Annotated in this window: 20 protein-coding genes and 2 tRNA genes; 18 read left to right on the top strand and 4 right to left on the bottom strand. The window is 44.4% G+C overall.

Translation table 11 applies throughout. The features are described 5' to 3' along the window. Positions 1 to 155: 155 nt before the first annotated feature. The gene (locus ACED48_RS04315) at positions 156 to 1,160 is read right to left on the bottom strand and encodes a porin (protein ID WP_017056662.1); all 1,005 of its coding nucleotides are present in this window, start codon (positions 1,158 to 1,160) and stop codon (positions 156 to 158) included. 515 nt (positions 1,161 to 1,675) lie between these two features. Between ACED48_RS04315 and greA the strand changes: the two genes are divergently transcribed. Then, positions 1,676 to 2,149, top strand: coding sequence for a transcription elongation factor GreA (gene greA / locus ACED48_RS04310; protein WP_017056663.1), 474 nt, complete (start codon positions 1,676 to 1,678; stop codon positions 2,147 to 2,149). 126 nt (positions 2,150 to 2,275) lie between these two features. Here greA and yhbY read toward each other — a convergent pair whose 3' ends face one another. Further along, complete coding sequence (gene yhbY, locus ACED48_RS04305) at positions 2,276 to 2,572, bottom strand: ribosome assembly RNA-binding protein YhbY (protein ID WP_004734509.1); 297 nt, start codon at positions 2,570 to 2,572, stop codon at positions 2,276 to 2,278. Positions 2,573 to 2,686: 114 nt separating this feature from the next. Between yhbY and rlmE the strand changes: the two genes are divergently transcribed. The 17 genes from rlmE to ACED48_RS04220 all read left to right on the top strand — a co-directional run bounded on the left by rlmE (position 2,687) and on the right by ACED48_RS04220 (position 20,953). Continuing rightward, positions 2,687 to 3,316 (top strand): 23S rRNA (uridine(2552)-2'-O)-methyltransferase RlmE, encoded by a 630-nt coding sequence (rlmE, locus tag ACED48_RS04300; RefSeq protein WP_017056664.1) that lies wholly within the window; start codon positions 2,687 to 2,689, stop codon positions 3,314 to 3,316. A 107-nt stretch (positions 3,317 to 3,423) separates the two neighbouring features. Continuing rightward, complete coding sequence (gene ftsH, locus ACED48_RS04295; RefSeq protein WP_017056665.1) at positions 3,424 to 5,379, top strand: ATP-dependent zinc metalloprotease FtsH; 1,956 nt, start codon at positions 3,424 to 3,426, stop codon at positions 5,377 to 5,379. Between the two features lie 88 nt (positions 5,380 to 5,467). Next, positions 5,468 to 6,298, top strand: a complete 831-nt coding sequence (gene folP / locus ACED48_RS04290) for a dihydropteroate synthase (protein ID WP_017056666.1) — start codon at positions 5,468 to 5,470, stop codon at positions 6,296 to 6,298. Between the two features lie 21 nt (positions 6,299 to 6,319). Then, positions 6,320 to 7,660 carry a phosphoglucosamine mutase gene (gene glmM, locus ACED48_RS04285; protein WP_017056667.1) on the top strand — a complete coding sequence of 447 codons (1,341 nt, stop codon included), beginning with the start codon at positions 6,320 to 6,322 and terminating at the stop codon, positions 7,658 to 7,660. A gap of 275 nt (positions 7,661 to 7,935) precedes the next feature. Beyond that, the gene (gene secG / locus ACED48_RS04280; RefSeq protein WP_004734504.1) at positions 7,936 to 8,268 is read left to right on the top strand and encodes a preprotein translocase subunit SecG; all 333 of its coding nucleotides are present in this window, start codon (positions 7,936 to 7,938) and stop codon (positions 8,266 to 8,268) included. A gap of 16 nt (positions 8,269 to 8,284) precedes the next feature. Continuing rightward, positions 8,285 to 8,369 (top strand) — tRNA-Leu (locus tag ACED48_RS04275). A 53-nt stretch (positions 8,370 to 8,422) separates the two neighbouring features. Then, positions 8,423 to 8,499 (top strand) — tRNA-Met (locus tag ACED48_RS04270). 234 nt (positions 8,500 to 8,733) lie between these two features. Next, positions 8,734 to 9,189, top strand: coding sequence for a ribosome maturation factor RimP (gene rimP / locus ACED48_RS04265; protein WP_017056668.1), 456 nt, complete (start codon positions 8,734 to 8,736; stop codon positions 9,187 to 9,189). A gap of 35 nt (positions 9,190 to 9,224) precedes the next feature. Next, positions 9,225 to 10,712: a transcription termination factor NusA gene (nusA, locus tag ACED48_RS04260; RefSeq protein ID WP_017056669.1), complete on the top strand. Its 1,488-nt coding sequence runs from the start codon at positions 9,225 to 9,227 to the stop codon at positions 10,710 to 10,712. Between the two features lie 22 nt (positions 10,713 to 10,734). Further along, the gene (gene infB / locus ACED48_RS04255) at positions 10,735 to 13,425 is read left to right on the top strand and encodes a translation initiation factor IF-2 (protein WP_017056670.1); all 2,691 of its coding nucleotides are present in this window, start codon (positions 10,735 to 10,737) and stop codon (positions 13,423 to 13,425) included. Between the two features lie 137 nt (positions 13,426 to 13,562). Further along, on the top strand, positions 13,563 to 13,976 hold the full coding sequence (gene rbfA, locus ACED48_RS04250) for a 30S ribosome-binding factor RbfA (protein ID WP_017056671.1): 414 nt from the start codon (positions 13,563 to 13,565) through the stop codon (positions 13,974 to 13,976). Beyond that, positions 13,976 to 14,929: a tRNA pseudouridine(55) synthase TruB gene (gene truB / locus ACED48_RS04245; RefSeq protein ID WP_017056672.1), complete on the top strand. Its 954-nt coding sequence runs from the start codon at positions 13,976 to 13,978 to the stop codon at positions 14,927 to 14,929. Before rbfA ends, truB begins: the two co-directional genes overlap by 1 nt. A 217-nt stretch (positions 14,930 to 15,146) precedes the next feature. Next, positions 15,147 to 15,416 carry a 30S ribosomal protein S15 gene (gene rpsO / locus ACED48_RS04240; RefSeq protein ID WP_010436144.1) on the top strand — a complete coding sequence of 90 codons (270 nt, stop codon included), beginning with the start codon at positions 15,147 to 15,149 and terminating at the stop codon, positions 15,414 to 15,416. A gap of 380 nt (positions 15,417 to 15,796) precedes the next feature. Next, positions 15,797 to 17,917 (top strand): polyribonucleotide nucleotidyltransferase, encoded by a 2,121-nt coding sequence (gene pnp, locus ACED48_RS04235; protein WP_017056673.1) that lies wholly within the window; start codon positions 15,797 to 15,799, stop codon positions 17,915 to 17,917. A 125-nt stretch (positions 17,918 to 18,042) separates the two neighbouring features. Beyond that, a complete protein-coding gene (gene nlpI, locus ACED48_RS04230; protein WP_017056674.1) occupies positions 18,043 to 18,966 on the top strand; it encodes a lipoprotein NlpI in 924 nt (307 codons plus the stop codon). A 152-nt stretch (positions 18,967 to 19,118) separates the two neighbouring features. Next, a complete protein-coding gene (locus ACED48_RS04225; protein ID WP_017056675.1) occupies positions 19,119 to 19,526 on the top strand; it encodes a MarR family winged helix-turn-helix transcriptional regulator in 408 nt (135 codons plus the stop codon). Positions 19,527 to 19,615: 89 nt separating this feature from the next. Next, positions 19,616 to 20,953 carry an MATE family efflux transporter gene (locus ACED48_RS04220; protein WP_017056676.1) on the top strand — a complete coding sequence of 446 codons (1,338 nt, stop codon included), beginning with the start codon at positions 19,616 to 19,618 and terminating at the stop codon, positions 20,951 to 20,953. Between the two features lie 85 nt (positions 20,954 to 21,038). Here ACED48_RS04220 and ACED48_RS04215 read toward each other — a convergent pair whose 3' ends face one another. Next, the gene (locus tag ACED48_RS04215) at positions 21,039 to 21,917 is read right to left on the bottom strand and encodes a U32 family peptidase (protein WP_017056677.1); all 879 of its coding nucleotides are present in this window, start codon (positions 21,915 to 21,917) and stop codon (positions 21,039 to 21,041) included. Between the two features lie 18 nt (positions 21,918 to 21,935). Next, positions 21,936 to 22,949: a peptidase U32 family protein gene (locus tag ACED48_RS04210; protein ID WP_017056678.1), complete on the bottom strand. Its 1,014-nt coding sequence runs from the start codon at positions 22,947 to 22,949 to the stop codon at positions 21,936 to 21,938. Between the last annotated feature and the right edge of the window lie 104 nt (positions 22,950 to 23,053).

The following is a 23,053-nucleotide window of genomic DNA, read 5'->3' as shown; positions in this document are numbered from 1 at the left end:
CAAAGGTCACGTATGTGGGTGAAATTTCAATGTAAAGGTGGAATTACTTTGGCTGCGTGCTTTAAAGGTGGTGAATTTGGTGAGGTATAAAAAAGGTCTAGCATTTTTGCTAGACCTTTGGTTTTTATATAACAAACAGAGTGTTTGTTAACACATTAGAATGCGTATTTTAGACCTAGACGTAGAGTATCTTCGCCTTCGATTTTCTTGCCAGCAATCTGAGAGTATTGGCTATCTAGGTTATTTAATTGGTAAGCAACATAAGCGTTAATGTTTTTGTTGAAGCGGTAGTCACCAGTAACTTCGAAGAAATCGCTTTGATCTTCTTTAGTACCATTAATTTTTAGATCCGTTTTTTGGTAAGCACCCATTAAAGAGAAGCCGTTACCAAAGCCGTATACTGCAGAGAATTCCATACCGTTGAAATCTGATTTGTCTTTATCGTCTGCTTCGCCAGTAGTGTATGTACCCGCCAAGTATAGAGAATCAAGAGTGTAGTTTACACCTGCGATGATAGCGTCGCCAGAACCGTTGCCTTCGCCATTGTCTCCAGCAGAGTAACCAAGACCGAAGCCTAGACCCATTGGTAGAGTGTAGATACCAGAAACACCGTAAGCGTCAGTGTCTTTTTCTTCACCCGCAACTAAACTTGCTTTTACTGTTAGAGCATCAACAAAGTTACCAGTGTAAAGGATTGTGTTGTTGATTTGCTCGTTACCAGCGCTGATGAATTCTTTTTGAGCACCAGTAAATGTCGTTACGTCAGACATTTGAGAGATTTGTACTGCCGCTGTATCTTGACGACCGAATGATACTGCGCCGAAGTTACCTTGAAGACCTGCGAACATGTAACGTTGTTTGAAGTCAGAATTCGCATCATTGTCGCTAGAAGAGTTTACTGTTTGCTCTGCTTCGTAAAAACCAAAGCCGCTTAGTGATTCATTGATTTCTGTAGTACCACCAACGTTAAGACGGAAACGGCTGTTGTTAGCCATTGTGCCTTCAATTTCTTCTCCGCCGTTACCAATGAAATCACCACGGAATTCCGCGCGACCACCAACGTTTAGTTCTGTGCCATCTTGGCTGTATACGTTTGCTGCATTTGCGCCGGCTGATACTGTTGCTGCTACTGCTAGAGCGATCAGAGTCTTGTTATTCATGTTATTAATTCCTAATTACTGTCCATAAAGGTATTTATCAAGGATTTGAATCCTTTTTGTGTATTGCTCGTATTAATCAAGCTTCATAATCATGCTTAGAGCAAAAGTGCAAAACTTACTAGAGCAATTCATGGGGTTCTTTTTACCCTTAAAGTTCAATGCTTCGTTAGTAAAATGATATCAATAAAAATACTGAACGCTGTTTTATTGGTTTTTTTGTTATTTAAATTGTTGTTTTAAAATAATTTTAGTTGAAGTGTGATCTGTGTTTATTTGGTTTGTTTTTGTTATTTTTAGGTATTTTATCTCCGATTTGTTGGTCGGGAGATTAGTATTGATTTTTGTGATGCCTGTAATTTAGACTTAGATAAAGCTTTTATAATGCAAAGTTGAATAAAGATGATTTAGCTATCAAGTTTGTTTACACTAAGCCATATCGTTTTGTTTCTACCACCCAGTAAATACGTTGGGTGGATTTATGTTGGCCAAAGAAAGCTTTGGCATAGAGGTAAAAAATGGAAAAGGTTCCAATGACAGTACGTGGCGCTCAGCAGCTACGTGACGAATTAGATCGCCTACTTAAGCTACGCCCTGTTATCTCAGCAGCTATTGGTGAAGCACGTGAACTAGGTGACCTAAAAGAGAATGCTGAATATCACGCGGCTCGTGAAGAGCAGGGTATTTGTGAAGCTCAAATCCGTGATATCGAATACAAGCTATCGCTGGCTCAGATCATCGATGTAACGCAAATGGATAATACGGGCAAGATTATCTTTGGTACGACAGTGACGCTTATCGATGTGGATACAGATGATGAGTTCCGCTACCAAATCGTCTCAGAAGACGAAGCAGACATCAAAACGGGTCGCATTTCTGTGAAATCGCCAATTGCTCGTGGCCTTATCGGTAAAATGGAAGGCGACGAAGTAATAATCTCCACCCCTGGAGGTGACAAAGACTTCGAAATCGACAAAGTAGAATATATCTAATTGAATTTTCTTTGTTTCTGATAAGTAAAAAGGTCGCTTAATGCGACCTTTTTCGTTTCTCACGCTACACTAAAAGATAAGAGCAGTAGATCTTTCTTTGTGATGCTAGCTTATTATATCGCTAACTTATTTACGTGGAATCTCGATTTTACGTGCTTCTGACTGACGGAACAGTACTAGAACCTTACCGATAGTCTGTACTTTCTCAGCTTTAGATTCACGTACAATGGCGTCGATAATCAGTTGCTTAGTCTCACGGTCTTCTGATGCAACTTTAATTTTGATCAGTTCGTGGTGGTCTAGAGCTAATTCGATTTCCGCTAGAACAGCTTCAGTAAGTCCATTTGCGCCCATTAGCACAACAGGTTTTAAACTGTGAGCTAGGCCCTTTAGATGCTGCTTTTGTTTGGTACTTAGGTTCATTACGCGGCCAATTTTCTTTACTATTAGGGTTGAAAAAACCTATTTTAACGCCATCTAAAGCTGAAGACTATAATTTATTCAGTAATTAGTACTTTCCTCTAATTTAGGTATCCAATGAGTAAACAGAAACATTCGGCGAGTTCAGGCCGTTGGTTGAAGGAGCACTTCGACGACAAGTACGCAAACGAAGCAAGAAAAAAAGGTTATCGCTCGCGTGCTTATTTCAAAATGGAAGAGATTCAGACGAAAGATAAATTGATGTCTCCAGGGATGACTATTGTGGATTTGGGGGCCGCACCTGGCGGTTGGTCTCAATATGCTGCTAAGATTGCGGGAGACAGCGGACAAATCATTGCGTGTGACTTATTGCCAATGGACCCTATTGCTGGGGTTAGTTTCTTACAAGGCGATTTCCGCGAAGATGTTGTGCTAGAAGCTCTACTGGAACGTATACAGCCAAACATGGTCGACGTAGTGATGTCAGATATGGCGCCTAACATAGCAGGTAATAATTCTGTGGATCAGCCACGAGCTATGTATTTAGTTGAATTAGCTTTGGATATGTGTCGACAAGTTCTAGCTACCAATGGTAGTTTTGTTGTAAAAGTATTCCAAGGCGAAGGGTTTGATCAATATGTTAAGGACGTCCGTGAGATGTTTAAAACAGTCAAAGTTAGAAAACCCGACTCTTCTCGAGCTCGATCTCGTGAAGTGTTTATCGTAGCCACTGGTTACAAAGGTTAACGATTCTCTTCTAAGAGTTAGAGTTAACAATATGGCTACAGGTTACAAACTGTAGTACCCTACCTTTAATTACAATTAGTTATCGAGAGGCTGACACCTTGAGTGACATGGCAAAAAATTTAATTCTGTGGCTTGTTATCGCTGTAGTGTTGATGTCGGTATTCCAGAGCTTTGGCCCTGGGGAAAGTAACGGCAGAACAGTAGATTACACCACGTTTGTACAGGAAGTTGGCCAAGGCCAGATTCAAGACGCACAGTTCAATAACAGCGAAATCACTTTCACACGTCGTGGCGGTGGTGCTAAGTATGTAACTTACATGCCTGTTTATGATCAAAAGCTACTTGATGACTTAATTAATCAAAACGTAAAAGTTCAGGGTACACCACCTGAAGAGCAGAGCCTGCTTGGCACTATCTTCATCTCATGGTTCCCAATGATCTTACTGATTGGTGTATGGATTTTCTTCATGCGTCAAATGCAAGGCGGTGGCGGCGGTAAAGGCGCGATGTCTTTCGGTAAGAGCAAAGCTCGTATGATGAGCGAAGAACAAATTAAAACGATGTTTGCTGATGTTGCAGGTTGTGACGAAGCAAAAGAAGACGTTAAAGAACTTGTTGACTACCTTCGTGACCCTAGTCGTTTCCAAAAACTAGGCGGTAAGATCCCGACAGGTATTCTGTTGGTTGGTCCTCCAGGTACTGGTAAGACATTGCTTGCAAAAGCGATTGCAGGTGAAGCGAAAGTACCTTTCTTTACTATTTCAGGTTCTGACTTCGTAGAAATGTTCGTTGGTGTTGGTGCATCTCGTGTACGTGACATGTTTGAACAAGCGAAGAAGGCTGCACCATGTATCATCTTTATCGATGAAATCGATGCCGTAGGTCGTCAACGTGGCGCTGGTGTTGGTGGTGGTCATGATGAACGTGAACAAACGCTGAACCAAATGCTGGTTGAGATGGATGGCTTCGAGGGTAACGAGGGTATTATTGTTATTGCTGCGACTAACCGTCCAGACGTACTTGACCCAGCATTACTTCGTCCGGGTCGTTTTGACCGTCAAGTTGTGGTTGGTCTACCTGATGTACGTGGTCGTGAACAGATTCTTAAAGTACACATGCGTAAAGTTCCATTATCAGGTGATGTTGAACCATCTCTGATTGCTCGTGGTACTCCAGGTTTCTCTGGTGCAGATCTAGCGAACCTTGTTAACGAAGCGGCGCTATTTGCTGCTCGTGGTAACAAGCGTAATGTATCTATGGTTGAGTTTGAACTTGCGAAAGACAAAATCATGATGGGTGCCGAGCGCCGTTCGATGGTTATGTCTGAAGAAGTGAAAGAGTCAACGGCTTACCATGAAGCGGGTCACGCAATTGTTGGTCGTTTGGTGCCTGAACACGATCCTGTGTACAAGGTGTCAATCATTCCACGTGGTCGTGCGCTTGGTGTAACTATGTACCTCCCCGAGCAAGATCGCATAAGCATGTCTCGCCAACATCTAGAGTCAATGATCTCTAGTTTGTACGGTGGTCGTCTTGCTGAAGAACTTATCTATGGTAAAGACAAAGTTTCGACTGGTGCGTCTAACGATATCGAACGTGCAACTGATATTGCTCGTAAGATGGTTACGCAGTGGGGCTTCTCTGAAAAACTGGGCCCTCTTCTATATGCTGAAGAAGAAGGCGAAGTTTTCCTAGGTCGCGGTATGAGCCAAGCGAAACATGTTTCTGACGATACTACTAAGCTGATCGATGAAGAGATTCGTATCCTAATCGACCGTAACTATGCTCGTGCGAAGCAAATTCTTGAAGAGAACATGGATATCATGCACTCGATGAAAGATGCGCTAATGAAGTTTGAAACGATTGATGCTGGTCAGATTGATGACTTGATGGAACGTAAAGACGACATTCGTGAGCCTGCTGGTTGGGGTGATCAGGCGAAAGCAGAACCTGCAAAGGAAGAAGCTAAACCTGAAGCGAAATCAGAAGAAGCAACAGCTGAAGAGTCGAAAGTTGAAGAAGTTAAGTCTGAATCAGATGATGCTCAAAACAAAGATTCTTAATCACTAATCTATAAATTAAAACCCTGACTATGCTCAGGGTTTTTCTGTTTATAGCCTTAAGTGTTTTACTTTTTAAGAGCTGCATTTCATGATATTAAAAGCAAACAATAAAACTCTTGTTTTAGACCGCCCACATGTAATGGGCATCCTCAATATCACCCCTGATTCTTTCTCTGATGGTGGGAAATTCAATTCATTAGATAATGCCTTACTGCAAGCAGAACGAATGATCCAAGCTGGCGTGAGCATTATTGATATTGGTGGTGAATCGACTCGCCCAGGAGCACCTGACGTTTCCCTAGAAGAAGAGCTTTCCCGGGTGATTCCTACAATTAAAGCAATTCGCGCTAAATTTGATGTTTGGATCTCTATTGATACCAGTAAACCGGAAGTGATGCGCGAGGCTGTTGAAGCGGGGGCTGATTTGATCAATGATGTGCGCGCATTGCAAGCCCCCGGAGCTTTACAAGTTGCCGCCGATGCTAATGTGCCAGTTTGCCTGATGCACATGAAAGGTCAGCCAAGAACCATGCAAGCCAACCCAAATTACGATGATGTCCTAACGGATGTCGAAGCGTTCTTAAAAGAAAGGGTAGAGGCTTGTGAGGCTGTTGGTATATCAAAAGAGCAGCTGATTCTGGATCCTGGTTTTGGTTTTGGTAAAACCATTGAGCATAATTACCACCTATTAGCGCACCTTGAAAAATTTCACACGCTTGGGTTGCCAGTCTTAGCGGGGATGTCGAGAAAATCGATGATCTTTAAGCTACTAGACAAAGCCCCAGCAGATTGTATGGTCGCTAGTGTCACTTGCGCGACTATCGCTGCAATGAAAGGGGCTCAAATTATTCGCGTTCACGATGTTGAAGACACGTTAGAAGCGATGAAGATAATCGAAGTGATGAATAACAATCACTAATAATAATTAAGGAAAATCCACATGTCAGATAAAAGACGTTACTTCGGAACAGATGGTGTGCGTGGCAAGGTAGGCCAATACCCGATTACCCCTGATTTTGTTCTGAAGCTTGGCTGGGCTGCGGGACGTGTTCTTGCGAAACAGGGGACAAAGAAAGTAATCATTGGTAAAGATACTCGTATTTCTGGCTACATGCTTGAATCAGCTTTAGAGGCAGGCCTTGCTGCAGCCGGTCTTCAGGCGACCTTTACAGGCCCTATGCCGACCCCGGCTGTTGCTTACCTAACACAAACATTCCGTGCGGAAGCTGGGATAGTTATCTCTGCGTCACATAACCCATATTACGATAATGGCATTAAATTTTTCTCTTCGGAAGGTACAAAGTTGCCTGACGATATTGAATTGGCCATTGAAGCAGAACTAGATAAAGACATTGAGTGTGTTGATTCTTCTGAGCTGGGTAAAGCAGTACGTCTAAACGATGCGGCTGGTCGTTACATTGAATTTTGTAAGAGTACATTTCCAAATCAGATGACGCTTGCTGGAATGAAGATCGTTGTCGATTGTGCACATGGCGCGACCTACCATATTGCTCCTGCTGTATTCAGAGAGCTTGGTGCTGAAGTGATTGCGATTGGTGTTGAGCCTAACGGTACCAACATCAATCACGAAGTAGGCGCAACAGATGTTAGAGCGCTGCAAGCTAAAGTACTTGAAGAGGGAGCGGCTTTAGGGCTTGGTTTTGATGGTGACGGCGACCGCATCATTATGGTTGATGAACTCGGTAACAAGGTAGATGGCGACCAAATCGCTTACATCATTGCTCGTGATGCATTGCGTCGTGGTGAGCTGAAGGGGGGCGTTGTTGGTACATTAATGACAAACCTTGGTATGGAAAACGGCCTTAAGCAGCTAGGTATTCCATTTGTACGTGCCGCTGTCGGTGACCGTTATGTAATGGAGCAGCTTCTGGCTAAAGGTTGGAAAATCGGTGCTGAAAACTCTGGTCACGTTATCTTGTTGGATAAAGTAACTACGGGTGATGCTATTGTTGCTGCCCTGCAAGTACTAGCATCAGTCGTGGACAGTAATATGACATTGAATGAACTTTCTCAAGGTATGACTTTATACCCTCAAGTTCTCGAAAATGTTCGCTTCAGCGGAGACTCAAACCCACTAGAAGCAGAAGCGGTTAAGGCGGCTGTGGTTGAAGTGGAAGCTGAACTTGGTGAGAAAGGTCGTGTACTACTTCGTAAGTCTGGCACAGAGCCTTTACTGCGCGTGATGGTCGAGGGTGAAGACGCTGAACTTGTTCAATCATCTGCACTTAAGATTGCTGATGCAGTAAAAGCTAACTGCTAATCAGCCTTAACTTTAACAGGCGTACTGAGTGTTCCCTGTTATTAGAAATGGTTGAGTTATATAGGGGCTAAAGGGACCTGAGTGTGTTTAGTGTCGCTTTTGGCCTTTTTTTGACCACTCACTTGGTAAAGACTTATTTTTTGGAAAAATCCTCTTGTCAGGCCACGCTGCATTCGCTAGTATTGCTCGGCCTTCAGTTAGGAGGCCGCTAGCCTTGTTCATGAAAGTATTTTTTGAACGGCGCTGGCTCAACAATTAGGAACATAGGTGGAAAAATGTTTACAGTTCTACTTGTGATTTACCTGTTGGCAGCGCTTGGTGTAATTGGCCTAGTGTTGATTCAACAAGGTAAAGGCGCAGATATGGGAGCCTCTTTCGGTGCTGGCGCTTCAAACACTGTGTTTGGTGCTGGTGGCTCAGGAAATTTCCTTACCCGAATGACTGCAGTTTTTGCAACTACATTTTTTATCCTTAGCTTAGTACTTGGTAATATGTCTACACATAAAACTGAGTCTCAGTGGATTGACCCGACCCAAGGTCAGGTAATTCAACAAGCTGAAGATGCAGTGAGTGAAGTTCCGACGCAAGGCGACGAAATTCCACAATAATCTGTAAAGATTTGATGCCGAGATGGTGAAATTGGTAGACACGCTAGCATGAGGTGCTAGTGCCTTAGGGTGTGAGGGTTCGAGTCCCTCTCTCGGCACCATGTTTACAAACTTGTAAAACATCTTGTTGGGCGTATAATGCTCACAAGTCGGACGCGGGATGGAGCAGTTTGGTAGCTCGTCGGGCTCATAACCCGAAGGTCGTCGGTTCAAATCCGGCTCCCGCAACCAATTTTCAATGCTATAATGTAGCATGTGTTGGTGGCAAGTTTGCACAGTGTGAACCTCACTGTGAGCTAAGTGAATATCTAATATGATAACTCTTAGCATATAAGGGTCCAGCAATAAAAACCCCGGCTTATACGGGGTTTTTTGTTATCTAAGCATTTGTAAATGCGTTTAGATAATATTTGCTTGGAATTTAAATTGGGCTTTGAGCCCTTTTTTTGTTTCTGGAGTGGTTAAATGACTGGTTTAGAAAGACAACTTACTGAAATGCTTGACGCTCCAGTAGCAGCATCAGGTTATGAGTTAGTTGGATTAGAATTTATTCGTGCTGGTGAGCACTCAACGCTACGTATTTACATCGATTCACCAAACGGTATCAATGTAGATGATTGTGCTGAAGTTAGTCACCAAGTCAGTGCCGTAATGGACGTTGAAGATCCAATTTCAGTGGCTTATAACCTTGAAGTGTCTTCACCAGGTTTAGAAAGACCATTGTTCAAAGCAGAGCATTACCAACAATTTATTGGTCACGAGGTAAGCATCGTTTTAAAAATGGCTGTCGGCAACCGTCGTAAATGGAAAGGTAACATCCAATCTATCGAAGGCGAGACAGTGAAAGTATTGGTAGAAGGACAAGAAGAAGAATTCGTCCTTAGCAATATTGCGAAAGCTAACCTGATCCCTAAATTTTAGTTCTCCTAGAGAGAAGAGCTTAAGAGGCTAGATTAATGAACAAAGAAATTTTGGCGGTAGTAGAAGCTGTTTCTAATGAGAAAGCAGTTCCTCGTGAGCGTATTTTTGAAGCGCTTGAAATCGCGCTTGCTACGGCAACAAAAAAGAAAAGCGAACTAGAAATTGAAGTTCGTGTTGAGATTGACCGTAAAACGGGTGATTTCGAAACTTTCCGCCGTTGGGAAGCTGTTGAGGAAGTTGAGTTTCCAACAAAAGAAATCTCTATTGAAGCTGCAAAGTACGATGATCCAGAGATCGAACTTGGCGGTTTCATCGAAGATGATATCGAATCAGTAACGTTTGACCGTATTACGACTCAAACAGCTAAGCAAGTTATCGTACAAAAAGTACGTGAAGCTGAGCGTGCTCAAATTGTTGAACAGTTTATTGATAACGAAGGCGAGCTAGTAACTGGCGCAGTTAAGAAAGTTAACCGTGATACCATTATTCTAGACCTTGGTAATAACGCAGAAGCGGTAATCCTTCGTGATGACCAACTTCCTCGTGAAAACTTCCGTCCAGGTGATCGTGTTCGTGGTCTTCTATACGCAGTGAAACCAGAAGCTCGCGGCTTCCAGCTTTTCGTTACTCGTTCGAAGCCAGAAATGCTAGCTGAACTATTCCGTGTTGAAGTACCTGAGATTGGTGAAGAGCTAATTGAACTTAAAGGTGCTGCACGTGACGCTGGTTCTCGTGCTAAAATCGCTGTGAAAACAAACGACAAACGTATTGACCCTGTTGGTGCGTGTGTTGGTATGCGTGGGGCACGTGTACAAGCTGTTTCTAACGATCTTGGCGGTGAACGTATCGATATCGTGCTTTGGGACGATAACCCGGCACAATTCGTAATCAACGCTATGGCTCCTGCTGATGTTGCTTCTATTATCGTAGATGAAGATACACATTCAATGGACATCGCGGTTGAAGCTGACAATCTAGCGCAAGCTATCGGTCGTAGTGGTCAAAACGTACGTCTAGCATCTCAACTAACTGGTTGGGAACTGAACGTCATGACTGTCGAAGATCTTCAGAAGAAGCACCAAGAAGAAGCAGTTGCTTCTATTGAAAACTTCATGAAGCATCTAGATATTGAAGAAGACTTTGCTCAAATGCTTGTTGAAGAGGGCTTCTCTACGCTTGAAGAAGTAGCATACGTTCCTGTGAACGAGCTTCTTGAAGTAGATGGTCTAGACGAAGGCATTGTTGAAGAACTACGTAACCGCGCAAAAGACGCACTGACTACTCTAGCGCTAGCGCAAGAAGAAACTTTCGACGGTGTCGAGCCAGCTGAAGATTTACTTGCACTTGAAGGTCTTGAGCGTGAAATGGCTTATAAGCTAGCAGCAAAAGGCGTTGCGACATTGGAAGACCTAGCTGACCAAGGCGTTGATGAACTAGAAGGCATCGAAGACCTAACTGCAGAGCGTGCAGGCGAGCTAATTATGGCTGCGCGTAACATCTGTTGGTTCGGCGACGAAGAATAATTCAGCAAGGAGAGAAAGCGGTATGACACAATTAACAGTTAAAGCACTGAGTGAAGAGATTGGTACGCCAGTTGACCGCTTAATTGAACAACTTGCTGATGCAGGCATGAAGAAAGCAGGGTCGGATCAAGTGACTGATTCAGAGAAGCAAACATTGCTAACGCACCTTAAAAAGGAGCACGGCGATACTTCTGGCGAAACAGAACCGACTCGTTTAACTCTTCAACGCAAGACCCGCAGCACGCTAAGTGTTGCCGCTGGAGGCGGTAAGAGTAAGGATGTTCAAGTCGAGGTACGTAAAAAGCGTACTTACGTGAAACGCAGCACTATTGAAGATGAAGCGAAACGTGAAGCTGAGGAAGTAGCTAATCGTGAAGCGGAAGAGAAAGCACAACGCGATGCTGAAGAGCAAGCGAAACGTGATGCTGCAGAGAAAGCACAGCGCGAAGCCGAAGAAAAAGTTAAACGTGAAGCGGATGCAAAACGTGATGCTGAAGAGAAGGCTCAACGCGCACAAGCTGAAAAGGCTAAAAAAGACATGAATTCAAAAAATGCAGACGCTAACGCACAAGCGAAAAAAGAAGCGGATGAACTTAAAGCTCGTCAAGAGCAAGAAGCAACTCGTAAAGCAGAAGCTGAAGCAGCTAAGCTTGTTGAAGAAGCTCGTAAGTTAGCTGAAGAAAACCAAGAACGCTGGTCTGAAGAAGAGAAGAAGAAGAAAGAGCAAGAGAAATCTGCGGATTACCATTTGACGACTTCTACTTACGCTCGTGAAGCCGAAGATGCAGCAGATAAAAAAGATGAGAAAGCTCCTCGTCGTCGTAAGAAGAAAGCGGCTCCGGCTAACCAGCCAGGTAATAACCGTGGTGGTCGTAACCAACGTGGTCGTGGTGGTAAAGGTAGACTTGCTAAACCAACTTCAATGCAGCAAGGCTTCGATAAATCAGCAACTGTTGCTAAATCTGACGTTGCTATCGGCGAGACTATCGTTGTTTCTGAACTGGCAAGCAAAATGTCAGTTAAAGCAACTGAAGTTATCAAAGTGATGATGAAGATGGGCGCTATGGCGACTATCAACCAAGTGATTGACCAAGAAACAGCGCAGCTTGTTGCTGAAGAGATGGGCCACAAGGTTATCCTTCGTAAAGAAAATGAATTAGAAGAAGCAGTACTAGCTGACCGTGATAGCGATGCTATCGCAGAAGGTCGTGCTCCTGTTGTAACTATCATGGGTCACGTTGACCACGGTAAAACTTCAACACTGGATTACATTCGTAAAGCACACGTTGCTTCTGGCGAAGCTGGCGGTATCACACAGCACATTGGTGCTTACCACGTGGATACTGACAATGGTATGATTACGTTCCTTGATACTCCTGGACACGCGGCGTTTACTGCTATGCGTGCTCGTGGTGCTCAAGCGACAGATATCGTTGTACTTGTTGTTGCAGCAGACGATGGCGTAATGCCACAAACAATCGAAGCAATCCAGCACGCGAAAGCGGCAGGCGTTCCTCTGATTATTGCTGTGAACAAGATCGACAAAGAGGGTGCAAACCCAGACAACGTTAAGAATGAGCTGGCTCAATACGACGTTATCCCTGAAGAGTGGGGCGGCGAGAATATCTTCGTTCACATCTCTGCAAAACAGGGCACAAATATCGATGGTCTTCTAGAAGCAATTCTTCTTCAGTCTGAAGTTCTTGAGCTTACTGCGGTTAAAGAAGGCATGGCTTCAGGTGTTGTTGTTGAATCCCGTCTTGATAAAGGCCGCGGTCCAGTTGCAACAGTATTAGTACAGTCTGGTACTCTAAACAAAGGCGACATCGTTCTTTGTGGTCAAGAGTACGGCCGTGTTCGTGCAATGCGCGATGAGAACGGCAGAGACATCGAAACTGCAGGTCCATCTATCCCTGTAGAAATTCTAGGTCTTTCTGGCGTACCTGCATCAGGTGACGAAGCGACTGTTGTACGTGATGAGCGTAAAGCACGTGAAGTTGCGAACTACCGTCAAGGTAAATTCCGTGATGTTAAACTAGCTCGCCAACAAAAAGCGAAACTAGAGAACATGTTCGCGAACATGACGGCTGGCGAAGTAGCTGAGCTTAACGTTGTACTTAAAGCTGACGTTCAAGGTTCTGTAGAAGCGATTGCCGACTCTCTACTGAAATTGTCAACTGACGAAGTTAAAGTGAACATCGTAGGTTCTGGTGTTGGTGGTATTACTGAAACTGATGCAACGCTTGCAGCAGCTTCTAACGCTATCATCCTTGGTTTCAACGTTCGTGCTGACGCAACTGCGCGTAACACGGTTCAGAATGAAAACCTAGATCTACGTTACTACTCAATCATTTACCAACTGATTGACGAAGTTAAACAGGCGATGGGCGGTATGCTTGCTCCTGAATTCCGTCAAGAGATCATTGGTCTTGCACAAGTTCGTGACGTATTTAAGTCGCCTAAACTTGGCGCAATCGCTGGTTGTATCGTTACTGAAGGTACGATTAAGCGTAGCAACCCAATCCGTGTACTTCGTGAAAACGTTGTTATCTACGAAGGTGAACTAGAGTCACTTCGTCGCTTTAAAGATGACGTTCAAGAAGTTAAGAATGGTTACGAGTGTGGTGTCGGCGTTAAGAACTACAACGACGTTCGCGTTGGTGACCAGATCGAAGTATTCGAAATCGTTGAGGTTAAACGTACTCTAGACTAATCAGTCTGTACGACTCGACATATTGACTAAGGTTACTAACATTACTACTAGTAAAGGTAATAAGTAATCGGTTGTTGAATACACCATGGGGGGCTGGTAATTACCAAGCCCCCCATCTTTCTAAGTGAGAAAAGAAAATGTCAAAAGAATTTAGCCGCACACAACGTGTGTCCCAGCAGCTTCAAAAAGAACTTGCTCTTATCCTACAACGTGAAGTTCGTGACTCACGTATCGGTATGGTAACGATTTCAGACGTAGAAGTGTCTCGTGACCTTGCTTACGCAAAGGTGTTCGTGACTTTCCTATGTATCGGTGAGCAGACACCTGAATCTTGTTTAGCTGCGCTTAAAGAGCACGAAGTACCAGTACGTATGATGCTAGGTAAACGTATTCGTCACCGCTTAACACCTGAAGTTCGCTTTACTTACGACAACACTTTGGTTGAAGGCATGCGCATGTCTAACTTAGTGAGTGAAGTACTAAGTGACGACAAGCGTAAGCAAGAAGAAGCTGGTCGTACTGACGAAACTCAGTCTAAGGACGAAGAGTAATGGCTCGCCGTCGTAAAGGTCGCCCAATTAACGGGGTAATTCTGTTAGATAAGCCGACAGGTATTTCATCTAATGATGCACTGCAAAAAGTAAAACGTATTTACTTTGCAGAGAAAGCAGGGCACACCGGTGCTCTGGATCCTCTTGCGACTGGTATGCTGCCAATTTGTCTTGGCGAAGCAACGAAGTTTTCTCAGTTTCTGCTAGATTCTGACAAGCGCTACGTAGTGATAGCCAAGCTTGGTGAGCGCACCAACACCTCAGATTCTGATGGTGAAGTAGTTGAAACGCGTGAAGTGAATGTGAGTCAAGAGCAGCTTGAGCGTTGCATTGCAAGCTTCAAAGGTGAAACTGACCAAATCCCATCAATGTTCTCAGCATTGAAGTATCAAGGTAAGCCTTTGTACGAATATGCTCGCGCAGGCATTGAAGTGCCTCGAGAGTCTCGTAAGATCACGGTTTACTCTATTGAACTGCTTCGCTTTGAAGGTGATGAAGTTGAAATGGAAGTACATTGTTCGAAAGGCACTTACATTCGCACAATTACCGACGATCTTGGTGAAATGTTAGGTTGTGGTGCTCACGTGACCATGCTTCGTCGCACTGGTGTAGCAAAGTACCCCTATGAGCGTATGGTGACTTTGGAGCAGTTAAACGAGATCCTAGAGCAAGCACAGGCGCAAGAAGTTGCCCCTAAAGAATTGCTTGATCCACTGCTGATGCCAATGGACACTGCTGTTGAAGACTTACCAGAAGTAAATTTGAATGCGGAACTGACTGACTTAGTCCAGCACGGTATGCCCGTTCAGGTTTCTGGATCGCCAACTGAAGGCACGGTTCGAATGACCAGTGGTGAAGAGAAGCTGTTTGTTGGCGTTGCTCAGATTGCTGAAGATGGCCGAGTTGCACCGAAGCGTTTGGTTGTTTTCAGAGATGAAGAGCCACAAGCGTAGCGATTAAGTCGCGTCAGACCTTAGTAGTTTTTCTTGAAAAACGAGCAAATAAAATAGAAAGCGAACGCCTAATATAGGTGGTTCGCTTTTTTGTTTTTAATGGGTTCGATTGTTATTGCACCAACTGACAAACTTCCCTATAATCCTCGGCTCGCGTAGCGGCTGAATCAGAGATTGGCTGCTACAAATATAAACTTACTCTTATCAGGAGAGAATTATGTCTCTGAATGCAGAAACTAAAGCAGCAATCGTTGCAGAATACGCACAATCTGAAGGCGACACAGGTTCACCAGAAGTACAAGTAGCACTACTTACTGCTTCTATCAACCACCTACAAGGTCACTTCAAAGCACACAAACACGATCACCACAGCCGTCGTGGTCTACTACGTATGGTTTCTAGCCGTCGTAAGCTTCTTGATTACTTGAAAGGCAAAAACCTTGCTCGTTACCAAGACCTAATCAAGCGTCTAGGCCTACGTCGCTAATAGCGATGTCTGCGAAGACAGTTTGAAGAAAAGGAGCATTTGTGCTCCTTTTTTTGTGTCTGTAAGAAAATGTTTGGCCAGATGCTCAGAATATCATCTGGCTTTTTCTGATAGGAAATATATCTCCTAATAAAAATAGTTTATACTACGCCCGGCTAAAGCGTTTTCAACGTTTGGCAATCAACCCTCTCAAGAGATTACAGTCACAGATGTCGGCCAATAGGTCGCGACTATTCAAAGGCGGATTTGGTTTTAATTCGGCGTATGAACACATACAAAGAGTCACCATCCTAAGTCCCTTTTCACTAGTCGCGATTGGTAATATCTTGAGTCATTATTCACTTAATCTAAAGTTATGACTTTAGAGCTAAGGATATACAATGTTTGAAAAACCAGTTGTAAAATCGTTCCAGTACGGTAACCACACCGTTACTCTAGAGACGGGCGTAATGGCACGTCAAGCTACTGCTGCTGTAATGGCAACGATGGACGATACATCAGTATTCGTTTCTGTTGTTGCTAAGAAAGAAGCTGTTGCGGGTCAAGATTTCTTCCCTCTAACAGTTAACTACCAAGAGCGTACATACGCTGCGGGTAAAATCCCTGGTGGTTTCTTCAAGCGTGAAGGTCGTCCATCTGAAGGTGAAACGCTAACTGCTCGTCTTATTGACCGTCCAATTCGTCCACTTTTCCCAAGTGCGTTTAAAAACGAAGTTCAAGTTATCGCTACGGTTGTTTCTATCAACCCTGACGTAAACCCAGACATGATCACTATGATCGCAACGTCTGCTGCACTTGCTATCTCTGGTGCTCCATTCAATGGTCCTATCGGTGCTGCACGTGTTGGTCACATCGACGGCGAACTTGTTCTTAACCCATCAAATACTGAGCTTGAAAACTCTAAATTAGACCTAGTTGTGTCTGGTACAGAAGGCGCAGTACTTATGGTTGAATCTGAAGCAGATAACCTATCTGAAGAAGAAATGCTTTCAGCGGTTGTTTACGGTCACGACCAACAACAAGTTGTAATCAAAGCAATCAACGAGTTTGCTGCTGAAGTCGCAACTCCAGCTTGGAACTGGGAAGCACCAGCAGTTAACACTGAGCTTAAAGCTCAAGTTGCTGAACTTGCTGAAACTCGTCTATCCGACGCGTACCAGATCACTGAAAAAATGGCGCGTTACGAGCAAGTTGGCGCAATCAAGAACGACGTTGTTGAAGCTCTAATTGCACAAGACGAAAACCTAGATGAGCGCGAAATCCGCGGCATGCTTGGTTCTCTAGAGAAAAACGTAGTACGTAGCCGCATCATCGCTGGTAACCCACGTATCGATGGCCGTGAAAAAGACATGGTTCGTGCGCTAGACGTACGTACTGGTGTTCTTCCACGTACACACGGTTCTTCTCTATTCACTCGTGGTGAAACTCAAGCACTTGTTACTGCAACGCTTGGCACACAACGTGATGCTCAAATCATCGACAGCCTAATGGGTGAGAAGAAAGACAACTTCCTTCTACACTACAACTTCCCTCCATACTGTGTAGGTGAAACTGGTTTCGTTGGTTCTCCTAAGCGTCGTGAAATTGGTCACGGTAAGCTTGCTAAACGTGGTATCCAAGCAGTAATGCCTTCTGTTGAAGAATTCCCATACACAGTTCGTGTTGTATCGGAAATCACAGAATCTAACGGTTCTTCTTCAATGGCTTCTGTATGTGGTACATCTCTAGCGCTTATGGATGCTGGTGTTCCAATCAAAGCTTCTGTTGCGGGTATCGCAATGGGTCTTGTTAAAGAAGGCGACGATTTCGTTGTTCTTTCTGACATCCTTGGCGACGAAGATCACCTAGGTGATATGGACTTTAAAGTAGCAGGTACTAACGCTGGTATCACTGCACTTCAAATGGACATCAAGATCGAAGGTATCACTAAAGAGATCATGCAAATTGCACTTAACCAAGCGCAAGGTGCACGTAAGCACATCCTTTCTGTAATGGATGAAGCTATCTCTGGTGCTCGTGAAGATATCTCTGAATTCGCTCCACGTATCCACACAATGAAAATCAGCTCTGATAAGATCAAAGATGTTATCGGTAAAGGCGGCGCAGTTATCCGTGCTCTTTGTGAAGAAACGGGTACTACAATCGAAATCGAAGACGATGGCACAATCAAGATTGCTGCTACTGAAGGCGCAGCTGCTAAAGAAGCTATCCGTCGTATCGAAGAGATCACTGCTGAAGTTGAAGTTGGCCGCATTTACCAAGGTAAAGTTGCTCGTCTAGCTGACTTCGGTGCATTCGTTACTATCCTTCCAGGTAAAGATGGTCTAGTACACATCTCTCAAATCGCTGACAAGCGCGTTGAGAAAGTGTCTGACTACCTAACTGAAGGTCAAGAAGTACCAGTTAAGGTTCTTGAAATTGACCGTCAAGGCCGTGTACGTCTAAGCATGAAAGAAGCAGTTGAAACGCCAGCTGAAGGCGAAGCACCTGCTGCTGAGTAATTCTCAGTGTGTCGATGGTGATATCGCTTTTTAGTGATTTCTAACCCATTGGTAAAAAAGCATGTTATAAAGGGGAGCATATCGCTCCCCTTTTTTTATTGCGGTCATAACAGGAGTAATTATTTGTGAAATGGTTTCAAACCGCGAGTATGTGTTTACTGCTTGTACTAACAGGTTGTGCGACAACATCAGATAACAACTCACGTTGGGTTTATCCACCGATGGCTGTGCCACTGCAACCAAGCGTTCAGCAAGAAGTTCAAATTGCACGTCTTAGTCAGTTATTACAGCGCCCAGATTTGAACGATGAAGTTCGAGCTAAGATGCTGTTTGAACGAGGTAACTACTACGACAGTGTTGGCCTGCGTGATCTCGCGCGTCTTGATTTCAACCAGTCTCTTTCATTGAACCCTGCTCAACCTGATATCTTCAATCTTTTGGGTGTTTACTTTACACAGGTAGGGGAGTTTGATGCCGCTTATGAATCTTTTGATTCTACGTTAGAGCTTGATCCTGCAAACTCTTACGCAGAAAGAAACCGCTCTATCGCGCTTTACTATGGCGAGCGTTACGACTTAGCCAATGAAGAGATGATGAAGCACTACGCCGATGACCCTAGCGATCCGTTTCGCGCTCTGTGGTTGTACATCATTCAGCATGAGCTAACGCCAGAGCAAGCTAAGCTTGATTTGCAAAAACGTTACGAGAGCCGTGATGAGCAGTGGGGCTGGGTATTAGTCGCGATTATGCTTGATGACATTACTGAAGAGCAGGCTTTCAAGGCGATCTTAACCGGTACTCGTGATAACACGTTACTAGCGCAGCGCCTAACAGAGACGTACTTCTATCTTGCTAAGCGTTACCATATGAATGGTGACTACGCGAATGCTATCTCTTTGTACAAGTTAGCGGTTTCTTTTAACGTGTATGAATACGTAGAACATCGTTACTCTTTCTTAGAGTTAAGCCGTATCTTCACCACGCTTAAAGCTGAGCACTTAGCGCAAGTTAAGCTGGCTGAGGCCGAAGAAGAAGCTAATGCTAAGTAAGCAACACATTTTGATTCCGAAAAGCCGCTGCCTGTCAGCGGTTTTTTTATGCTCATTTTTATGATCTTCATCTCGTTTTGATTGCTTTTTATTTAAACAATACTAAAATAGTTAGTCTTGCTAACTAAATGCTATTCTTTGATTAGGTGAGTATGCTGAACCAGAATTTAGAAAAGATTGAGCGCTTCGCCTCTAAGATATGGCGCACTCAGGTAAATGAAGATCCTATTTGTCAATTGAGCTTCAATGAGTATGACTATTTGAAGGTCATACAAGCCTCTCCTGAACCGATCCGATTGACTGACCTGGCGATTGAGATGCAGGTGACCAAGCCTTCAGCAACCACTATGGTTCAAAGGCTAGAGAGAAAGGGGCTTGTGGAGCGTAAAGCTTCGCTCGAAGATGCGAGATCTAAGTTAGTGGTACTGACCAGTAAAGCGGAAGTTGGCTTGGAAGAAGAAAGTAAGATCTATCAGGTCATGGCACAGATACTGGAAAGTCGTTTGTCTGAGCAAGAATCTCAGCAGCTAAACCTATTATTAAATAAAGCTTTGAAGTAAATAATTTAGATATTTAGTTAGCCTTGTTAACTAATTTTTCGAGTCATATCTCGTTGGTATGCGACTCACAAATGAAAGTAGAGTAAGAAATGAGTAACTCAATTAGTCGCCAGTTTTGGCGATACACAATCCCTACCGTGGCGGCCATGTTGGTTAATGGCCTGTACCAAGTGGTGGATGGCATCTTCATTGGGCGCTATGTGGGGGCTGATGGACTTGCAGGTATCAATGTTGCGTGGCCTGTGATTGGTTCGATTCTCGGTATTGGTATGTTGGTGGGTGTGGGTACAGGTGCGCTTGTCTCGATTCGCCAAGGTGAAAAAGATACTCAAGGCGCTAAGCAGATCTTAGCAACGGGCTTAACCTTGCTGTTGGCGATAACGCCTATTGTCTCTGCATTGTTGTTTTTGTTTGCTGATAACTTCTTGCTTTGGCAGGGCGCTGAAGGGCGAGTGTATGAGCTTGGCCTGCAGTACTTACACATTCTGATTGGTGCTAGTGTCTTCACGCTAGGTTCCATTGCGATGCCGTTTTTACTGCGCAACGATGACAGCCCGAACTTAGCGACGATACTGATGATCGTTGGTGCGGTGATTAACATCGTACTCGATTACCTGTTTATCGCGCTCTATGGTTGGGAGTTGATGGGCGCAGCATTAGCAACAGCGATTGCCCAGTTTGTGGTAACGGGCCTTGGCTTGGCTTACTTCTTCTCACGTCGAGCAAACCTACGTTTACGTTGGAATGAGTTGAGACTGAAGTTGGATGTGATTCCACAAATCTTCGCGATTGGTACATCAAGCTTCTTTATGTACGCTTATGGTTCGATGATAGTGGCGCTGCACAATGCGTTGTTCTCTCAATATGGCGACCAGTTAATGATTGGCGCTTACGCGATTTTGGGCTACATCGTGACGGTTTACTACCTCACGGCTGAAGGTATCGCCAACGGTATGCAACCATTGGTGAGCTACAACCATGGTGCGCGTAACCAAGCGAACATCCGTAAGTTACTTAAGATAGCGATGATGAGTTCGGTATTGATTGGTGTGGCGTTCGTGCTGCTTCTGAACGCGTTCCCACGTGAGTTTGTATCAGTATTTAACTCAGACGAACCTCAGCTAGTAGAGTACACCGTGTTGGGTATTCGACTTCACATGTTTGCACTGGCGCTGGATGGCTTCTTGGTAGTAGCAGGTGCTTACTATCAGGCAGTGAACAAGGGCAGCAAGGCGATGTTTGTAACGATAGGCAATATGCTGATCCAGTTACCTTTCTTGTACATTATGCCTAAGTTGTATGGTGTACCGGGGATCTGGATTGCGTACCCACTGTCTAACATCGCGCTAAGTGTTGTGGTGATGGTGATGCTCTACAAAGACTTAAAGAAGCTCGATGCCTCACCGATGGAAACCGCGGCGGCATAGGTCGCGTTTCTTAAGTCGAATTAAAAAGGTCTAGCGAATGCTAGACCTTTTTTGTATCTGTTTCTGGTTAGTTCAATGCGAGGAACTAGATGTTCTTAACGTCTAAACCTGCAAGCTGATGCCAGTAACCATTACATTGGCGACTTTCAATCTTCATCGGTTTTTGACCTTGCTCGTTCGCTCTGAAGTTATTGATTTCAGAGAAGGTATCGATACCGAGTGGGCTTAAACGAACCACATCAACTAAGTCGTGCATATTTGGCAAATCATTGACTAGGTTGTAGCAGTAGCCTGATTGCGTCTGGATGCCATTAAGGTTGAATACTGATTGGCCTTCTTGGCTTTCTACTTGTAGTCCTGTTGGGTACTTGATACAGCAGGTTTCGCAATCGTCTTTAGCTTTGTTTTCAGCGCGAGCGGTAAAGCAGCGTGCCGAGTAAGCAAGTGGCAGGTAGCCGTGGCTAAACACTTCAACTTCGAACTTGTTACGGATATTTAGCTCTTCGCACTGGGTCATTACGTTGCTTAGCCATTCGCGAGAAAGCTCAACTGGCATACACCAACGTGTCATACCTTGTTTCAAGAACAGGTTCAGCGTGCGTGCGTTGTAGGTGTTTACTGCAGGGCCAACTACGAAAGGCACTTTGCTTTCGCTGGCCAGTTGAATTGCAGATACATCATTGGCTTCTATCGCAAAGTCACCATTATCGATGTACTTCTTCATGATGTTGACTTCGCTTGGCGCTTCGAGCAATGCCATGGTCGACAGCACCACTTGCTTACCGGAAGCAGACAGCTCTTTAGCTATGCCCATCCAATGTTTCGCTTTCATCTCACGACGCTTTGAGCACACAGCTTCACCTAGGTAGATGATATCAGCAGAGCTTGATTTAGCTTGCTCATAGAAGCTTTCAACGTCTTGTTTTGGCCAAAAATAAAGTAGAGGGCCTAATGCGTATTTCATTGAGTTCTCCATTTGGCTCTATTGCCATTTACGGTGATAAGCGCCAAGCGTGGTTTGTGTACCTTCCGATACATTCGCCAGTGTCGCATTCCAAGCTTGTTCCACTTGGTATTGTTCTGGGTTCGCTAAGTAGCGATCGATGGCCGCGCGCCAAGTGCGAGTGACTTGTTCAACATAAGCAGGGCTACGTTGGCGACCTTCAATCTTCACTGAGGCAACATTCGCCGCGAAAAGCTCAGGCAACATAGATAGCGTGTTGAGGCTGGTTGGCTCTTCAAGTGCGTGATAGCGCTTACGTTCACCATCGATCTCGGCTTCAAAGCGGCCTTTACACAGCGTTGGGTAACCTGCGTTTTCACCTGCTTCGTACTTATCGATAAGGATTTCGTTCAAACGAGACTCTAGACCGGTTTCTGTTTCTTGCCAGCGAACGTATTTCGCCGGAGAACAAGCACCAACAGTATTTGGTGATTCGCCTGTCATGTATGAAGAGAGGTAGCAACGGCCTTCTGCCATGATGCACAAGCTACCAAAAGCGAAGACTTCAAGGTCAACGTCAGAAGTGATATTACGAGAAAGCTGTTTGACCTGATGAATCGATAATACACGCGGTAACACCACACGCTTAACGTTGAAGTTTTTGTGGTAGAAGTCGATAGCCGCCGCATTGGTCGCTGATGCTTGTACTGATAGATGAAGCTCTAACTCTGGGTATTTGTTTGCCGCGTACTCGAGCAGGGCTATATCTGCGATGATCAGCGCATCAACACCCAGTGCAGCAGCGTTGTCTACGGCATTGGTCCAACGGTCGAAGCCATTTGGGTGAGCAAATGTGTTTAGGGCAACATGAATTTTTTTGTTGTGGTCATGCACATACTGCACAGCACGATCGAGCTTTTTACCCGCAAAGTTTAGGCCTGCAAAGTGTCGGGCATTGGTATCGTCTTTGAATCCGATATAGACAGCATCCGCACCACAATCAATAGCGGTTTTCAAAGCAGGTAAGTTACCCGCTGGGCATAAGAGTTCCATTTGCTCACTACCAGTAGAATTAAGTTGAGGTGAGCATTTTATGAAGAATTATGAATGACAGAATTGATGTAAGGCAGGTTTAGATGGATAAATCTGCTTTTACT

The sequence above is a fragment of the Vibrio sp. 5S239 genome (genome assembly GCF_041439575.1).
Classification (GTDB): domain Bacteria; phylum Pseudomonadota; class Gammaproteobacteria; order Enterobacterales; family Vibrionaceae; genus Vibrio; species Vibrio kanaloae.
The sequence above is the reverse complement of the archived record's forward strand: the minus strand, read 5'-3'. Positions and strand labels throughout refer to the sequence as shown.

Bases quoted from the DNA above. Each gene is read 5' to 3' on its own strand.
- ACED48_RS04315 (WP_017056662.1), bottom strand. From the start codon at position 1,160: ATGAATAACAAGACTCTGATCGCTCTAGCAGTAGCAGCAACAGTATCA.
- greA (WP_017056663.1), top strand. From the start codon at position 1,676: ATGGAAAAGGTTCCAATGACAGTACGTGGCGCTCAGCAGCTACGTGAC.
- yhbY (WP_004734509.1), bottom strand. From the start codon at position 2,572: ATGAACCTAAGTACCAAACAAAAGCAGCATCTAAAGGGCCTAGCTCAC.
- rlmE (WP_017056664.1), top strand. From the start codon at position 2,687: ATGAGTAAACAGAAACATTCGGCGAGTTCAGGCCGTTGGTTGAAGGAG.
- ftsH (WP_017056665.1), top strand. From the start codon at position 3,424: ATGGCAAAAAATTTAATTCTGTGGCTTGTTATCGCTGTAGTGTTGATG.
- folP (WP_017056666.1), top strand. From the start codon at position 5,468: ATGATATTAAAAGCAAACAATAAAACTCTTGTTTTAGACCGCCCACAT.
- glmM (WP_017056667.1), top strand. From the start codon at position 6,320: ATGTCAGATAAAAGACGTTACTTCGGAACAGATGGTGTGCGTGGCAAG.
- secG (WP_004734504.1), top strand. From the start codon at position 7,936: ATGTTTACAGTTCTACTTGTGATTTACCTGTTGGCAGCGCTTGGTGTA.
- rimP (WP_017056668.1), top strand. From the start codon at position 8,734: ATGACTGGTTTAGAAAGACAACTTACTGAAATGCTTGACGCTCCAGTA.
- nusA (WP_017056669.1), top strand. From the start codon at position 9,225: ATGAACAAAGAAATTTTGGCGGTAGTAGAAGCTGTTTCTAATGAGAAA.
- infB (WP_017056670.1), top strand. From the start codon at position 10,735: ATGACACAATTAACAGTTAAAGCACTGAGTGAAGAGATTGGTACGCCA.
- rbfA (WP_017056671.1), top strand. From the start codon at position 13,563: ATGTCAAAAGAATTTAGCCGCACACAACGTGTGTCCCAGCAGCTTCAA.
- truB (WP_017056672.1), top strand. From the start codon at position 13,976: ATGGCTCGCCGTCGTAAAGGTCGCCCAATTAACGGGGTAATTCTGTTA.
- rpsO (WP_010436144.1), top strand. From the start codon at position 15,147: ATGTCTCTGAATGCAGAAACTAAAGCAGCAATCGTTGCAGAATACGCA.
- pnp (WP_017056673.1), top strand. From the start codon at position 15,797: ATGTTTGAAAAACCAGTTGTAAAATCGTTCCAGTACGGTAACCACACC.
- ACED48_RS04225 (WP_017056675.1), top strand. From the start codon at position 19,119: ATGCTGAACCAGAATTTAGAAAAGATTGAGCGCTTCGCCTCTAAGATA.
- ACED48_RS04220 (WP_017056676.1), top strand. From the start codon at position 19,616: ATGAGTAACTCAATTAGTCGCCAGTTTTGGCGATACACAATCCCTACC.
- ACED48_RS04215 (WP_017056677.1), bottom strand. From the start codon at position 21,917: ATGAAATACGCATTAGGCCCTCTACTTTATTTTTGGCCAAAACAAGAC.
- ACED48_RS04210 (WP_017056678.1), bottom strand. From the start codon at position 22,949: ATGGAACTCTTATGCCCAGCGGGTAACTTACCTGCTTTGAAAACCGCT.